The sequence below is a fragment of the Ornithinibacillus caprae genome (assembly GCF_009728145.1).
Classification (GTDB): Bacteria; Bacillota; Bacilli; order Bacillales; family Amphibacillaceae; genus Ornithinibacillus; species Ornithinibacillus caprae.
The window spans coordinates 316,422-332,964 of the sequence record NZ_WOCA01000001.1 but is presented as its reverse complement, the minus strand read 5'-3'; the positions used below and the strand labels follow the sequence as shown (position 1 = coordinate 332,964).

General features: G+C 34.0%; 15 protein-coding genes and 1 other annotated feature. All 15 genes read right to left on the bottom strand.

Annotated features, from left to right (window positions below; translation table 11 throughout):
• Window positions 1–26: 26 nt before the first annotated feature.
• The 15 genes from GMD78_RS01660 to GMD78_RS01590 all read right to left on the bottom strand — a co-directional run bounded on the left by GMD78_RS01660 (window position 27) and on the right by GMD78_RS01590 (window position 16,473).
• Window positions 27–1,136 (bottom strand): Nif3-like dinuclear metal center hexameric protein, encoded by a 1,110-nt coding sequence (locus tag GMD78_RS01660; RefSeq protein ID WP_155666486.1) that lies wholly within the window; start codon window positions 1,134–1,136, stop codon window positions 27–29.
• Entirely contained in the window at window positions 1,117–1,830 is a 714-nt protein-coding gene (locus GMD78_RS01655) for a tRNA (adenine(22)-N(1))-methyltransferase (protein ID WP_155666484.1), read from the bottom strand. The genes GMD78_RS01660 and GMD78_RS01655 overlap by 20 nt, the downstream gene beginning before the upstream one ends.
• A 151-nt stretch (window positions 1,831–1,981) precedes the next feature.
• A complete protein-coding gene (gene cccA, locus GMD78_RS01650) occupies window positions 1,982–2,353 on the bottom strand; it encodes a cytochrome c550 (RefSeq protein ID WP_155666482.1) in 372 nt (123 codons plus the stop codon).
• Between the two features lie 381 nt (window positions 2,354–2,734).
• Window positions 2,735–3,856, bottom strand: coding sequence for an RNA polymerase sigma factor RpoD (gene rpoD, locus GMD78_RS01645; protein ID WP_155666480.1), 1,122 nt, complete (start codon window positions 3,854–3,856; stop codon window positions 2,735–2,737).
• 35 nt (window positions 3,857–3,891) lie between these two features.
• A complete protein-coding gene (gene dnaG, locus GMD78_RS01640; protein ID WP_343042058.1) occupies window positions 3,892–5,703 on the bottom strand; it encodes a DNA primase in 1,812 nt (603 codons plus the stop codon).
• Between the two features lie 621 nt (window positions 5,704–6,324).
• Window positions 6,325–7,128, bottom strand: a complete 804-nt coding sequence (locus GMD78_RS01635) for a pyruvate, water dikinase regulatory protein (protein ID WP_155666478.1) — start codon at window positions 7,126–7,128, stop codon at window positions 6,325–6,327.
• A 38-nt stretch (window positions 7,129–7,166) separates the two neighbouring features.
• Window positions 7,167–7,823 (bottom strand): transcriptional regulator CcpN, encoded by a 657-nt coding sequence (gene ccpN / locus GMD78_RS01630; RefSeq protein WP_155666476.1) that lies wholly within the window; start codon window positions 7,821–7,823, stop codon window positions 7,167–7,169.
• Window positions 7,824–7,932: 109 nt separating this feature from the next.
• A complete protein-coding gene (gene glyS / locus GMD78_RS01625; RefSeq protein ID WP_155666474.1) occupies window positions 7,933–10,017 on the bottom strand; it encodes a glycine--tRNA ligase subunit beta in 2,085 nt (694 codons plus the stop codon).
• Window positions 10,010–10,900, bottom strand: a complete 891-nt coding sequence (gene glyQ / locus GMD78_RS01620; protein ID WP_155666933.1) for a glycine--tRNA ligase subunit alpha — start codon at window positions 10,898–10,900, stop codon at window positions 10,010–10,012. Before glyQ ends, glyS begins: the two co-directional genes overlap by 8 nt.
• A 64-nt stretch (window positions 10,901–10,964) precedes the next feature.
• Window positions 10,965–11,140 (bottom strand) — a binding site (T-box leader).
• Between the two features lie 65 nt (window positions 11,141–11,205).
• Window positions 11,206–11,949, bottom strand: a complete 744-nt coding sequence (recO, locus tag GMD78_RS01615) for a DNA repair protein RecO (RefSeq protein WP_343042057.1) — start codon at window positions 11,947–11,949, stop codon at window positions 11,206–11,208.
• Window positions 11,950–11,980: 31 nt separating this feature from the next.
• The gene (locus tag GMD78_RS01610) at window positions 11,981–12,127 is read right to left on the bottom strand and encodes a YqzL family protein (RefSeq protein ID WP_343042056.1); all 147 of its coding nucleotides are present in this window, start codon (window positions 12,125–12,127) and stop codon (window positions 11,981–11,983) included.
• Window positions 12,128–12,300: 173 nt separating this feature from the next.
• Window positions 12,301–13,203, bottom strand: coding sequence for a GTPase Era (gene era / locus GMD78_RS01605; protein WP_155666472.1), 903 nt, complete (start codon window positions 13,201–13,203; stop codon window positions 12,301–12,303).
• A 315-nt stretch (window positions 13,204–13,518) separates the two neighbouring features.
• A complete protein-coding gene (locus tag GMD78_RS01600) occupies window positions 13,519–13,878 on the bottom strand; it encodes a diacylglycerol kinase family protein (RefSeq protein WP_155666470.1) in 360 nt (119 codons plus the stop codon).
• Window positions 13,868–14,332 (bottom strand): rRNA maturation RNase YbeY, encoded by a 465-nt coding sequence (gene ybeY, locus GMD78_RS01595; RefSeq protein WP_155666469.1) that lies wholly within the window; start codon window positions 14,330–14,332, stop codon window positions 13,868–13,870. The genes GMD78_RS01600 and ybeY overlap by 11 nt, the downstream gene beginning before the upstream one ends.
• A complete protein-coding gene (locus GMD78_RS01590; RefSeq protein ID WP_343042055.1) occupies window positions 14,332–16,473 on the bottom strand; it encodes an HD family phosphohydrolase in 2,142 nt (713 codons plus the stop codon). Before GMD78_RS01590 ends, ybeY begins: the two co-directional genes overlap by 1 nt.
• Between the last annotated feature and the right edge of the window lie 70 nt (window positions 16,474–16,543).

Genomic DNA, 16,543 nt, shown 5'->3' with positions numbered 1-16,543 from the left:
TAATATGGTATACATATTCTTCACTATTAAACAAATTTAAAAGGATCGGTATCTACTGTAGAGGTAATAATCTCTATTTCCTTCAGTTTGTTTTCCAGATGTTTTTTTGTTCCAGTTTTCATGATGGATTCAATATAGTGACCAGCATCAACAACAGCAAGTCCCATTTGCCATGCTTCCTGAGCCATATGAAAGGTCATATCTCCAGTAACATAAACATCTGCACCTTTTCTTTTAGCCATATGAATATACTTTTCACCACTACCACCAAGAACAGCAACTTTTTTTACCTTTTTAGATAGATCTCCAGTCGCTCTTACATGAGAAACACCCATAGATCTCTTAAGACGTCCACAAAAAGCCTCTAGGTTCATGTGCTCTTTTAGCTCACCAATACGACCTATACCAAATGATTTGCCTTCGTTTTGTAATGGATAAATATCATAGGCAGGTTCTTCGTATGGGTGACTAGTAATCATTGCACGGACTACATCATGTAATTTACTTTCTTCAACTATCGTCTCAATTTTAACTTCATGTACATTTTCTATTTCATCTTCGCTACCAATATAAGGGGTAGAACCTTCAAGTGGTTTAAAAGTACCAGTGCCTTCTGTTTGAAATGAACAATGACTATAATTACCTATATGTCCTGCCCCTTGATTACTTAGTGCTTCAAGCACATCAGCTTTATGGGAAACAGGAACATAAATCGCAATTTTATAAAGGGATTCGTGATACGTATCAGCTAATACTTCCCTTTGTGTCAAATTCAATTGGTCACTTAACATGTCGTTTACACCGCCAACTGCAGCATCTAAGTTAGTATGTGAAGCATAAACGGTAATTTCATTCTCAATTAATTTTTTAACGATCCTGCCATGCGGACTATCCGTATTAACTTGATGTAACGGTTTAAATAGTAATGGGTGATGAGCAATAATAAGATCTACGTTTTGTTGGATTGCCTCATCAACTACTTCTTCCATAACATCAAGCGTGATCATTATTTTTTTAACGGTTTTATTATGAGAACCAACTTGAAGTCCAACATTATCCCAATCATAGGCTAACGATTTTGGTGCCCATTCTTCCATGACCTTAAAGACATCCGAATTAGTCAATGGTTTTTTCATCCATTAAAACCTCCTCGATCATTTTTAACTCATGTTCAAATTGATAAATCTTCTCTTTTGGCGGAATTTTTGCCTGATTTAATTGCTCAATTACCCGTAACCGTTTCTCTCGCTCCAACTTCCATTTCTGATAAAATTCACTAGGTTTACTTTTTAATAGTTCTGGTCCAAAAAGAATTTCCATTTCCGTTAATTGCTTCCCATTTTTGTAACGATCAGCAACAATAATCTCATAAATATGACCATTTTCTTCTGTTATTGCCTCATGTGAAATAACATAGTCATTCGTTGTGAGCCATGTACGAACATTTTTTTCGTCTACATTTGGTTGGGCAATGATTCTTTTGGCATTCTTTAAGTTATCAACACCTTCCTCTAAAATACTTTTTATTAATGCGCCTCCCATACCAGCAATTACCACTTGTTCTACTTCTCCTGGTGTTACAACTTCTAACCCATTACCTAAGCGAACATCTACTACATCATTTAATTGATAGTAATTAACTGTTTCTTTTGCACTCTCATATGGTCCTACATTAACTTCGCCAGCAATTGCACGCGCTTCATTATCATTCGAACATACAAAGCACGGGAGATAGGCGTGATCTGAGCCTATATCAGCAAATACTGCTCCTGACGGTAGATAAGATGCAACAATGGATAACCTCTTGGAAAGCTTGATTGATTCTTCCATAAGTACCTCCAATATGTAAATTAAATCTTCTTCTAGTAATGGATAATGTGAATCCTTCAATCAACAGGGATCTTACCGCCTGTTATATCGGGGATAAAAGAAAAGCTTTCTGTTTTTTCGCAGAAAGCTTCTTTCGTCAAGATTCAATTTGCTATTGCTTTTCACTTAACCATTCAACAAGAGATGATACTTCACCTTCTGAAAGATGTCCCTGAGCAGGCATATCACCTTGACCATTTACAATAATGTTAGAGATTTCATCAGCAGACAATTCCGCACCAACTTGAGTTAAGTCCGGACCCATTCCTCCAGTTAAATCTCCTCCGTGACACATCGCACAATTTGTTTCATATATTGCTTCTGGATCTGTAGTGGTTTCGCCCTCTTCATTTTGAGTAGCTTCTCCGTGTTCACCTTCAGCTAACTGATCACGTTGATTTACACCAATAAATGATAAAACAATTACAGTAAGTATTCCGATTACAGCTATCATTGCATATGGAATCACTGGGTTTTTTCTCATTGTATTTCCTCCTTATGTATCCCCATTATCTACTTTATTGTACAAAGCTATATTTATTTTACTCGAAAACTAGAATAGTTTAAAGAAAAAAGATGTGAAAAATTAAAGAACAATTTAAAATTAACCTTGAACAAAGTTTTCTCAAAGGACTTTAATGAAAAAAGAATCAAAAATACCTAGTTGCAAAAAGAGTTTAAATTGAGTAAAATAAATAACAAGAAATGAAAACGGTATCATGTTGTAAGAAGAAATACTTGGTCCAAGTATTTCTTCAACACTAAGAAAGAGGGAAACCTTTCTTTTTAATTCGAGTAATATTACAATAAAAAATAGCGTAGTCATTGTTCATAAGTAAAATGCACATGACCAATGACTAACTACTTAATCCATAAAATCTTTTAATCGTTTACTACGACTAGGATGTCTTAACTTACGGAGAGCCTTTGCTTCTATTTGGCGAATTCTTTCACGTGTTACTCCGAACACCTTCCCTACTTCTTCAAGTGTTCTAGTACGTCCATCATCCAGTCCGAAGCGTAAACGAAGAACATTTTCTTCTCGGTCAGTTAACGTATCCAACACATCTTCTAATTGCTCTTTTAACAGTTCGTATGCAGCATGGTCAGACGGTGACACAGCTTCGTGGTCTTCAATAAAATCTCCCAAGTGAGAATCATCTTCCTCACCTATTGGTGTCTCTAAAGATACAGGCTCCTGGGCAATTTTTAAGATATCACGTACTTTGTCTGGTGAAAGTTCCATTTCTTCTCCAATTTCTTCTGGAGTAGGTTCACGACCAAGATCTTGTAACAATTGTCTTTGTACACGAATTAATTTATTTATTGTTTCTACCATATGAACCGGTATCCTGATAGTACGAGCTTGGTCTGCAATTGCACGTGTAATTGCCTGGCGAATCCACCAAGTGGCATAGGTGCTAAACTTAAATCCTTTTCGATAATCAAACTTTTCAACTGCTTTAATTAACCCCATATTTCCTTCTTGGATCAAATCTAAGAATAGCATTCCTCGCCCAACATAACGCTTTGCGATACTTACTACCAAGCGCAGGTTCGCTTCCGCTAAGCGTCTTTTTGCCTCTTCTTCACCTTGCTCAATTCGAGTTGCAAGTTCAATCTCTTCTTCAGCAGATAATAAATCAACTCTGCCAATTTCTTTGAGGTACATCCTAACTGGGTCGTTAATTTTAATCCCAAGAGGTACGCTTAGATCGTTTAAATCAAATTCTTCTTCCTTTTCAATTTCTTTCATATTAGGATCATCTTCAGAATCACCTATAATCTCAACACCTTGTTCTCCTAAGAACTCATAAAATTCGTCCATTTGATCAGGTTCGATTACGAAATTAGATAAGCGATCTGCTATTTCTTCATATGCAAGTACTCCTCGCTTCTTACCAATTTCCAATAACTGATCTTTGGCTTGTTCAAGTGTTAACTCTGGCTCGTTTTCTTTTGTTTGTGAAGGTTTATTGTCGGCCATGAGTCCCCCTCCTTCTTAGACTACTTCAATCTTTTTTATTCATGCTTTACTTGCTTCTTTATGTTAAGGATTTGCATAGCGATCTGAGCTGCTTTAACTGGATCTTGTTGTTGTTCAGCTAAGCGTTGCTCATCCTTTAGTTGTTTTATATTAGCCATATCATTCGATTGTGTACGAATGATCCTAATATAATCATTAATTTCAGCTTCACTAATTTCTTCATATAATGGAAGCATTGCTAATTCAATTGTTAGTTGCTTCAATCGATCTTCTTGCAATCGTTCAACGAACAAACTGACATCTACTGGATTGTCTTCCTCATAGTAGGCATATAAATGGGTTGCTATAATTTTATGCTCATCTATATTAAAGGAAGCACCAATTTCCTCCTGTACTTTTTCAGTTATCGTTCTGTCTTGCAGCATATAAGCGATTAACTTTCGCTCTGCATTATGAAATGCAGGAAGTAACTTTCTTTTTTGATACGGTTTTTGTACCTTATTAGTATATCTGTCTTTTTCGCTCTTATCCTTAGGAGTATCTGATTTTTGCCGATATACTTGAATTTCTTCTAATAATGTATCCATCATTAAATCATATTCACTACTTAGCTCTTTTACATAAAATTCTCGTTCAATCGGACTATCAATTTTAGCAAGTTCTTTCAATACATTTTCTATATATTGAAGTCGATCTCCTTCTAGACTCAAGTTATAATCTTTTTTCAGATAGTTCATGTAAAAAGTCATGAACGTATCGCTTGCTTCAATTACCTCTGTCTTAAACGCTTCAGCACCAATCTCCTGAATAAAATTATCAGGATCCATACCATCCTTCATTTTAGCGATCTTAACTTGACAACCAACACTTTGAAGTAATGTTGCTGCTTTATAGCTAGCTTCTATACCAGCATTATCAGCATCGTAGCAAATTATAACATTATCCACATAGCGTCGTAATAATTTTGCTTGCATTTCTGTTAACGCAGTTCCCATCGTAGCTACAACATTTTTCACTCCAGCTTGATATGCAGAAATAACATCCATTTGCCCTTCAAATAATATTACTTCACTTTTCTTACGAATATGTTTTTTGGCTAGGTCAAAATTATAAAGAATTTTCCCTTTATGAAAAAGATCACTCTCTGAACTGTTTAAATACTTTGGTCCTTGGTCGGTTATTGTTCGCCCACCAAATGCTACCGTTTTGCCCAGATGATTTCGGATTGGATAAATAACTCTTCCTCTAAAGCGATCTGTAACTGTATCATCACTTTGTAAAGTTAGAATCCCCGCTTTTACAAGAAGTTGCTTATGAAATCCTTTTTTCTCTAGAAAAGTAGCTGTAAAGTCTTTAATGTTCGGTGCAAAACCAAGTTGGAATTCGTCAATGGTTTCATCGCTAATTCCTCTATCTCTGAAATACCGATATCCATCTTTTCCATCTTTTGTATACCTTAAAAGGTGGTGATATAATTTTGTTAACCATTCATACGCAGAAATAATATTTTGATTTTCTACGGAAAGAGAGTTTTCTCGATCAATAGCAGTTTCAGGTAATTTCACGCCACTTCTATTGGCCAAATGTTTAACTGCTTCAAAAAAAGAATAACTTTCTATTTCCATTATGAATGTAACTACGTTTCCGCCTTTTCCACAGCCAAAGCAATGAAAAATTTGTTTTTCCTGTGTAACAGAAAAGGAAGGAGTCTTTTCACCATGAAATGGACAAAGGCCAAAATAATTTCTTCCCTGTTTCTTTAGTTGTACATATTCACCAATAACATCAACAATATCATTGGACTTACGAATGTCTTCAATGACTTCTTCAGGTATTTGATTAGACACTTATACCACCATGCTTTACTTACTTATTCAAAAAGATCTTACTATCTTCTGAATCACCTCGTATAATAAAATTCGATACTGATTCATAAAACCCTTCATTTTTCGACATTTTTTTCATTATGTCGAAAAAAAGTTCCTTCTAGTTTTCGCAATTTCTCTTAGAAGGACTTGATTAATTTATTCTTGCTGTTACCATTTCACATTTTGCATAAAGAACAACCATTTGGTTTATCCTAATACTATAATTCTACATAAGGACTTAAGAATCCTTCTTAATTTCGAATGTTTTATTTTTCAGAAAATGTGAGTATACGTAGCAAATTGATTGTATATGTATACTATTTTTACACAAATATTAATTATAATACATTTTTAACGAAATTACTATACTAAATTTGAATTTTTTTATAAAAATTTGAGTAGCTGGAAGAATAATGAATTAGAAACAATCGGAACATTTCAAGCTACTTGAAATTCTATATCAAATATGTAACAAGATATTAAAAAATCCAAAAGAAAAATCCGAACTAATTGGAATTCTGTGGAAGAATTTTGATCATTGTTCGAATTTTTCTTAAGTGAATCATTTAGTTCATAGCTTCACATCTGTATATGATTCAATCATTTCTGTGCTAAACGGAGAATGCTATTAGCTGTTTCCTCTACAGCTTTGTTGGACACATCGACAACTGCACATCCAATTCTGTCAACAACTTTCTTAAAATAATCAAGCTCTTGGTGAATTCGCTCTATATTAGCATATGTCGCTTGATCACCTAAGCCTAAAGCTTTTAGTCTCTCTTTTCGAATATCATTTAGCTTTTCTGGACTTATACTTAATCCAATGCATTTTTCTGAATCGACCTCAAATAATTCCTCCGGTGGATCCACCTCAGGTACAATCGGAACATTTGCTACCTTTAATCTTTTTAATGCTAGGTATTGTGACAAAGGTGTCTTAGAAGTTCGAGAGACTCCAATTAGTACAATATCCGCACGTGAGATTCCTCTTGGATCGCGTCCATCATCATATTTAACAGCAAATTCTATTGCCTCAACTTTTTTAAAATAATCTTCATCCAGTTTATGAACTAGTCCTGGCTCAAGCCTTGGAGTTTTTTGAAAAACACGCTCCATTGCAGATAACATTGGTCCCATAATATCGATTGCTTCAATATTCATCTTAGTAGCTTCTGCATTTAAATATTTTCTTAATTCTGGATCAACTAAAGTAAACCCAATAATACCTTCTTCTTCTTTTGCTAATAATAAAGATTCATCTATTGTTTTTTTATCTTCAACATAAGGAATTCGATGTATTTTATATTCTCCATTATTGAATTGGCTTAACCCAGCTTTAATTACTAACTCAGCGGTTTCTCCAACAGAATCAGATAACACGTAAACAAGTGTTTTTCTACCCATGACTACAAACTCCTCTCACTATGTATTTTCCCTTGATCTTACACATGATCGTCTGTGATTAACTCTACAAATGCCTTGGTAATGGTAGTTTTCGTAACTCTCCCAATAACTTCCAAGCCTTTCTCTGTATCTTTAATAACTGGTATGCCATCTATTTGTTTGCTTATGAGCTGATTAGCAATATCTATTAACAAATCATCTTTTCTACATACAGTTATATTCGGCATTCTAGTCATAATAATATGAACAGGAACCGCATTTAAATCCTGTTTACCAATACTCGCTCGTAATAAATCCTTACGTGATAGTATTCCAGTTAAACATGATTTATCGTCTACTACAAATAATGTGCCAACATCCTCTAAAAACATCGTTGATATTGCATCGTAAACGGAAACACTCTCATGAACCACAATTGGAATAGATTGATAATCCTGAACTTTAAAATTTTTGACCTTTTCCGTTAACAACTCTGAGCCAGTTTTACCCGTATAAAAATATCCAACTCTTGGTCTTGCATCTAAAAATCCAGCCATGGTCAGAATCGCTAAATCTGGTCGGAGGGTAGCTCTAGTTAGATTTAATTTTTCTGCAATATTTTCTCCAGTAATCGGTCCGTTCTCTTTTACAATTTCAATTATCTTTTCCTGTCTGCTTGATAATTCCACTATTTCACCACCTAGCCAATATGACATACTACTAATAAAATATTATATCCTATATATAGTGGAAAGGAAATTATGAAAAACATAACTTCCAAACATGCTTTGCTATACTAACTAGCAAAGCATGTTGTTCTTACCATTAAAATTGTTGTTTCCATTCAATTGCGGTTAAATTAGCATATTCACTAATAAGATTTGCAATACTCTTTACTAAAGCAAGCCTATTTAATCGAAGTTGATCGTCCTTAGCCATAACCATGTTATTATCAAAGAATTCATGTATAGGTTGTGCTAGTTTACTTAATATATTTAAAGCGGACTCAGCATTACCATTTCTCTCTTCTTCGTAGAACTTATCTTTTACTTCATGATAAGCCTCATATAAATTTGCTTCAGAAGGTGTCTCAAAAATAGTTTTATTTATTTCTGTTCCCTCTGCCTTATCTGACAAGTTTAGTATACGTACTAAGGCTTCCTGTACAACTTTAAATGCTGGATCATTACGTTTTTCTGATAATATTTTAGCTTTCTCTACAGAATAAGTTAATACACCAACATTACGTTGCAGTACTGCTTCAATTACGTCCGTTTCTATATCTAACTCTTTTAGTAAGAATACAGCACGTTGTTTCATGAAATCCATAACTTCTATCTCGATTTGTTGTTCACCAATTTGTTCGATATCTAGTGATTCGTATAAATTAATAGGTATTTCTAATAAACTTTTTACGGATATATTCCATTTCACATTCTGTAGAATTCGTAAAATTCCAATTGCCTGTCGACGAAGTCCATATGGATCTTGTGAACCAGTAGGCTTTAATCCAACGTAGATACTACCAACAATTGTGTCAAGTTTATCAGCAATACTAACCATAGCCCCCTCAACTGATTCAGGTAGTTTACCATTCGCAGCATTTGGTAAATATTGTTCTCGAACTGCTTGAGCAACTCTACTATCTTCACCAAATTTCATTGCATATTTTTCTCCAATAACACCTTGAAGTTCTGTAAATTCATTCACCATATTCGTCATTAAATCGAACTTGCTTATTTCAGAAGCACGAATCGAATGTTCTTTTGTAGTTTGGTCTACTTTTATAAGATTTGCAATAGCTTTGGTAATGTGTACTACACGATCAACCTTCTCACTAATTGTTCCTAGCTTTTCTTGGAACACTACATTTTCTAATTTACGTTGGTAATATTCAATTGGCTGCTTTAAATCTTCCTCATAAAAGAACTGAGCATCCGATAATCTAGCCCGAAGAACTTTTTCATTACCTTTTGTTACCGTATCAATTGCCTCTGAATTTCCGTTTCGAACTCCTACAAAATAAGGCAATAATTCTCCATTAGCTGATTTTACTGGAAAATATCGTTGATGCTCTTTCATAGAGGTAATTAACACTTCTGAAGGAAGATTTAAAAATTCCTTCTCATAGGATCCTACAAAGACAGTTGGAAATTCCACTAAATTTCGTACCTCATTTAATAATCCTTCATCAACCGGAATCTCAAAGCCCTCTTTTCGCTCAATTTCTTGGATCCCTTGTTTAATTAATTCTTCTCGTTTTGAAGCTTCTACCATTACAAAGTTTTTAGTTAATTCATCTTTATAAGACATTGGATTTTCTAAGACAATTTCCTTCCCTAGAAAACGATGTCCAAACGTAATATTATTCGTTTTTACTCCTGCTACTTCAAATGGAATCACTTCTTCACCATAAAGTGCAACTAACCATCGTATTGGTCTTGCATATCGCAGAGTTTGTTTACCCCAGCGCATATTCTTACCAAACTGAATTGACTCAATTATTTCTTTAAATGAAGGTAATAATTCCTTACTAGACTTTCCTTCGATATGCTTTTTCACAAATATATAAGAGGTGCCTTTAATTTCTTTTTCATAAATATCATCAGTAGTTTTACCTTGACCTTTTGTAAAGCCAATTGCAGCCTTCGTCCAATTACCATCCTCGTCTTTGGCAATTTTTACAGATGGGCCTTTAGCTTCTTCTTCTACTGTTGTTTGTTCCTCGGCCATATTTTGGATTAATACTGCCAATCTTCTTGGTGTTGAATAACCTGTAACAGAATCGAAGGAAATTCTTAAATCCTGTAACCATTTTGTTGTTTTTGCAATTACTTGTTTTTCTGCATCATCAATAAATCGTGCGGGAAGCTCTTCTAACCCTATTTCAAATAGCACATGTTTAGTCATTTTTTTCATCCTCCTCTTCTTCTAGCATTGGAAATCCTAACCGTTCTCTTTCTGCAACATATGCCTTCGCAATACTCCTTGCTAAATTTCTAATTCTAGATATATACCCTGTTCTTTCTGTAACAGATATCACTCCCCGTGCATCAAGTAAATTGAATGTATGGGAGCATTTTAAAACATAATCATATGCAGGAAATACAAGACCTTTTTCCATCGTAACTTTCGCTTCTTTTTCGTACATGGTAAACAGTTGGAATAACATCTCTGTATTGGATTCTTCGAATGTATATTTAGAATGCTCGAATTCAGGTTGTAAGAAAATGTCCTTTACTGTTACTCCATTTGTCCATTCTAAATCAAATACATTCTCCTTATCTTGAATATAAGATGCTAACCGCTCAATTCCGTAAGTTAACTCAACGGTCACTGGGTTAGCCTCTAATCCACCAATCTGTTGAAAATAAGTGAATTGGGTAATTTCCATTCCATCTAACCATACTTCCCAACCTAAACCAGCTGCACCTAGTGTAGGATTTTCCCAGTTATCTTCTACAAATCGAATATCATGCTTTAGTGGATCAATCCCTAATGCTTTTAATGATTCCAGGTATAACTCCTGAACATTTTCAGGAGAAGGTTTCATGATTACCTGGAATTGATGATGTTGATATAAACGATTTGGATTCTTTCCATAACGTCCATCAGCTGGTCTTCTTGAGGGCTCAACATAAGCTACATTCCAAGGCTCTGGACCTAAACTACGTAGTAAGGTCATAGGAGACATTGTACCTGCTCCTTTTTCCACATCGTAAGCCTGCATCAATATGCAATTTTGGTTTGACCAATATTTCTGAAGTGTTAATATCATTTCTTGGATATTCATCATAAACAATCCTCCGTAAATTAAATTATTAAAATATAAAAAAACCGCCTCTATGTCTCAAGGACATAGGGACGGTTTTAATCCGCGGTTCCACCCTACTTGCTCTACAGTAACAGAGCCACTTTATATCTAACTTGCTCAAGAGTGCCATTCCTTATGAACTATTTATCCAGCTCCCACCAACCTGGACTCGCTTAAAATAGTCTATCCATAAGTACTATTCTCCTTCAGCGCAATCACATGTTATAAATATGTAAAAATCATACTTTATTTTTTATCAACTTGTCAACTAAACAACTTAAATACTATTTTAGTTGATCTAATTGGTTTAAGAATCGCTTTGATTTTAAATAATAGCCACCATATTGATCATAGTAGGAGTCCAATAGTCTTCGTAACAATTGTTTGTTCTCTGGTTTAACAGAAATCTTCCCAACTTGTTCTAGTCCAATTTTAGCAAATATATGCATTAATTTCACAAGTGACTCACTTAGAGGAATAGCTTCCGTATCCTTATATAAACAACTTTTGCAAAGCAATCCACCTTCGTTAATAGAAAATGCTGCTAGAGATTCTCTCCTGTTACAATTGATGCACCGATCGACAACCGGAGCGAATCCACCTTTCGCATATAATTTTAATTCATACATCATGATAGGGATATCTACATCTTCATGCTCTGCTATCCATTCTACGGTTTGATGAAGCTGATCGTATAGATATCCATCTGGACTATGGTCTTCTACTAGTTTTTCTGTTAATTCGGTTATGTATGCAGTATATGCAGTTTTAATAATATCTTCCCTAATTGCACGATATGACTGAATAATTTCACCTTGCTGAATGGTACTTAGTCCTTTATTTACATAGACTAAAAATTCTCCATAAACGAATGGCTGCGTCACTGCAGCCATTCTACTTTTTGGCTTTTTAGCCCCTTTTGCTAAAGCGGAGAACTTGCCGATTTTTTTACTAAATATCGTAATAATTTTATGTGTTTCACCATAATCGATCGTCTTAATTACCATACCTTCAATTTTTTCTAGCACACACCTTCACCTATTTTCCTATATCTGTATGCTACATTTTTGTATCTATTGGCAACTCACTTGGTTCTATAGAATTATCACTTTCTGGTTGATTAGGATCATTTTCTAACTCTTTCAATAATAAATAGGTTTCAATATTTCCTGTTTGACTAAATAATTTCCAAGCAAAGTCGATCACAAGAAACCACACCTTTCTTTAAATACTTGTTCAAGTATATGTTTTAAGTTAGAACATCAAATGTAGCCCAATAAACAACAACGACTAATTTTATAACTTAAGGACTCGTTCGAACCCTATACTAATAGGATTACCACAGATAAAGAATCAATTAGTTTTAAAATTTTCCATGTCTAATATTCATCATTACGGAAACCAAACTCTTGCAACTGACTTTGCTTATTACGCCAATCTTTTTGGACTTTTACCCATAATTCAAGAAAAACCTTTGTTCCTAGTAATGCTTCAATATCCTTCCGAGCACCTTTACCTATATTTTTCAACATACTACCTTGTTTGCCAATCAAAATTCCTTTTTGTGTTTTTCTTTCCGTAACAATTGTTGCTTGAATAAACACGGCATCAGAATCTCTTTTCTCTATATTCTCAATCACTACTGCTATAGAGTGAGGAATTTCTTCTCTTGTTAACTGCAATACTTTTTCTCTAATTAATTCACTCATGATAAATCTTTCTGGATGATCGGTAACTTGGTCTGCTGGATAATATTGTGGTCCCTCTGGTAAGTGTTTTTTTAATATATCCAACAAATGATTGACATTATTCCCTTGCAATGCAGAAATTGGAATAATCTCTTCAAAATCGCATTTATCCTTATATAATTCAATAATTGGAAATAATTCATCTGGATGAATTAAATCAATTTTATTAATGATCAGGAATACGGGGTTTTTTACCTTTTGCAAAAGATCTAAAATATATTGATCCCCTTTTCCATAACCTTCTTCTGCATTAATCATAAATAAAATAGCATCCACTTCATTAAGTGTATTTTCGGCTAATTTTACCATGAAATCTCCTAAACGATGCTTTGGTTTATGGATGCCGGGTGTATCAATAAAAACATATTGTGCATCATCTTGCGTTAATACTCCTTGAATCTTGTTTCTAGTTGTTTGTGGCTTATCACTCATGATAGCAATCTTTTGCCCAATCACTCGGTTTAAAAATGTTGACTTCCCAACATTCGGTCTACCAATAATCGTAATAAAACCTGATTTGAAGTTATTTTCCATGATGTTTCCTCCGATAATTTTTTCACTATCTACTGTTTGTTAATTAATATAATACTACAAATAAAATCTAGTTTCATGTAATCGACAAAACCTTTAAAAACTTTATCAGTTTCGTCGTAATTAGACGAAAGGATCTTTTAGTCTGCTTAGAAAACTTTACTTTTGTGAATGGGATTCTTCAAAAGAGCTCTTCGTGTTTTAGAAGCCCTTATATGATACTCTTGAGTGCAAGTCTATATGGCGAAATCCTTCGCTTCACTGATACAGAAAAAAGCTTTCCTATCTGCCAAAAAAGGACCCTACTTTAGAGCCCCTTTAGAAATAATTTGAAATCTTAGGTAAAAATATAATTGTCCCTATTATAGCTGCTGTTATTGCCGCTATTAACACGGCACCAGCAGAAATATCTTTTATTACCTTTGCAGTAGGATGTATTTCGGGTTTAATATAATCCATTGCTTTTTCAATCGCACTATTTAATAATTCGGCCACTAAAACGATCCCAATACAAAAGAATATGAATGCCCACTCGATTGGTGATAATTGAAATAAAAGCCCAGCACTAATAACAATGATCGTTGAAATAATATGTAAGCGGAAATTAATTTCTGATTTAAACACTTCTTTTATCCCGTTACAGGCATAAGAAAAGCCAATTCTATGTTTACCTTTCAAGGTTAAATTCCCCTAAAATATTATCCTGTTTCTGAAACATTTCTTTTTCATCTTCTTCGTTCATATGATCATATCCTAATAGATGTAAAAAACCATGTACTGCTAGAAAACCTAATTCTCGTTCCAATGTATGGCCATAGTCATCAGCTTGTTCTTTCGCACGGTCAACAGAGATAACGATATCCCCAAGAACTAAAGGCAGATCCTCATCTATCACATCTAATTCACCTTCTACTGATTCTTGTAAAGCAAAGGAAATGACATCCGTTGGTTTATCAATCTGTCTATAGTTACGGTTTAGCTCTTGGATCTCCCTATTACTTACAAAACTTATAGATACCTCTGCTTGATCTGAAACCCCCTCTTTTTGAGCTGTGAATCGCACTAACCGGTGGATTAAATCGATATAATCAGAGTTTACCGAGTTTGTATTGTCATGGAAATCGATATGCATTATTTTGCCTCCTTTATTGGATATTGAATGCGTGAATGGAATATTCCTTTTAATGTTTCACAGATTATTTGATGAATGATTTTTACTTCTTTCAATGTTAGTGGGCATTCATCCAATTGCCCATCCATAAGTCTATCATTAACGATAGAGGATACAATTTCTTCAATTTTTTCTTCGGTAGGCTCTTTTAATGACCGTACAGCTGCTTCAACTGAATCACAGATACAGATAATTGCCGCTTCTTTCGTTTTCGGTTTTGGACCCGGATAACGATAATCCTCTTCTTTTACATTTTTATTTGTTTCCTTTTCTTTATAATAAAAATACTTTAAAAGTGTTGTTCCATGATGTTGCATTGCTATATCAATAATTTCCTTTGGTAATTTATGCTTCTTTAATAATTCTGCCCCATCATAAGGATGATTTATTATAATTTCTGCACTTTGTCTAGGAGACATTACATCATGAGGGTTCTTAATAGCTAATTGGTTCTCAATAAAGTAGTGTGGTCTAATCGTCTTTCCAATATCATGATAATATGCTCCTACTCGTGCTAACAAACCATTTGCACCAATTGCTTCACAAGCTGTTTCACTTAAGTTTGCAACCATTATTGAATGATGATATGTTCCTGGCGCTTCTGTTAAGATCTTTTTTAACAATGGTTGATTAGGACTCGACAATTGCAATAGCTTCACATCCGATAATATTCCTAATCCGGATTCAAAATAAGATAATAATCCAATTGTAAGTACTGCAGAAAGAAATGCAGAAGCTACACCATATCCAGAATAAATTAATAAATCAAGTAATGAATATTTTTCAAATGAAAGAAATACAAATAATAGTACGGTTAATATATTAGCTAAAGACATTCCTAAACCAGATTTTACAATAGCAAATCGATCCTTCACATTTCGAAGAAAAATAATACCAGCTATTTGAGAAAAGAAGAAATAAATCCCCGCTTCTACATTTAATGCACCAGGTATTTGACTATTGAAGATTATACTACCTATGATAGCATATAAAGTAGCCATAACAATGGCAAGACGTTCATTAATTAACAGTTTTAATAGTAATACTCCTGTTGCTACAGGAACAATAAAGAACAATTGATTTGTCTGTGTTGTGTATAAGCTAACCACTTTCATTAAGGAAACAACGATCATACTAACTAGTAGAATAGATAATACCTTACCTTTATCTAATTTATTTTTTTTATGTAGTATTTTCATTTCATAAGTAATCACACTTACAATCATAAATATTAATATGGCTAAACCAACTACAGGAAAAATATTTCGCTCATTGTTTAATAAGCCTACTAATTTGAGCTTTTCATATACTTCATTCGTAATAGTCTGTCCTTCACGTACAATGATTTCCCCAGCATTTATCAAGACTGGATCTACACTGTTGCCAGCCTCTTTTCGTGCCTCCATTGTTTTTTCAGCGTCATAAAAAGAATTTTCAACGATAGCGAATTCACTTAATTCTTCTAATGCATTAATTAGCTCCTGGTCAAGTGTCGTATACTTTACACTTTCTTTAACCACATTAATTCTGCTATTTTTATTTTCCGTACGAACACCGTTTTCTAATACATCAGTCATGGAAGCCAAAAAGACTTTTTTTCCTTCTTCTCTTTCTTCTACAGGGATTTCCATCAGTTTAAGAAATAAAGAATCATTAACATTCTCTACTATTTCTTGTGATAATATCTCTTTTAAGCGAATTAAATTATCCTGATTAGTTAAAGCAACAGGAGCTCCATCATTACTTGTTTCATCCGGATCAACTAATTCATTTTCTAATTTTTCTATTGCATCAAATATTTCTTCCACGTACCCTACTTGTTCATGTGTCACTTCTTCAGAAATGAGATACCGGTCCTCTACAGCTTGAACCGTTTCTCTAGTTTTACGCTCTGTTTCTTGTTCATTCTCAATCGTAATCGGTGAACGAATCGTTTGTTTTGCATTAGTAAAGCGTTCTATATCATATGTTTCAGTAAATACATTATTTAAGGTAATGCCAAAAAAGAATATGCCTAAAATAAGTGCTGGTAAAAAAATAGCAATCCATATTGTTCTAATCTTGAAAATTGCATCTAATAATTTTTGGAAATTAAGTTTCACTTGTATCCCCCCCAATTTTCAACATAAATATAGAAAATAAGACCCTCTTTATGGGGTCTTACTATTCATC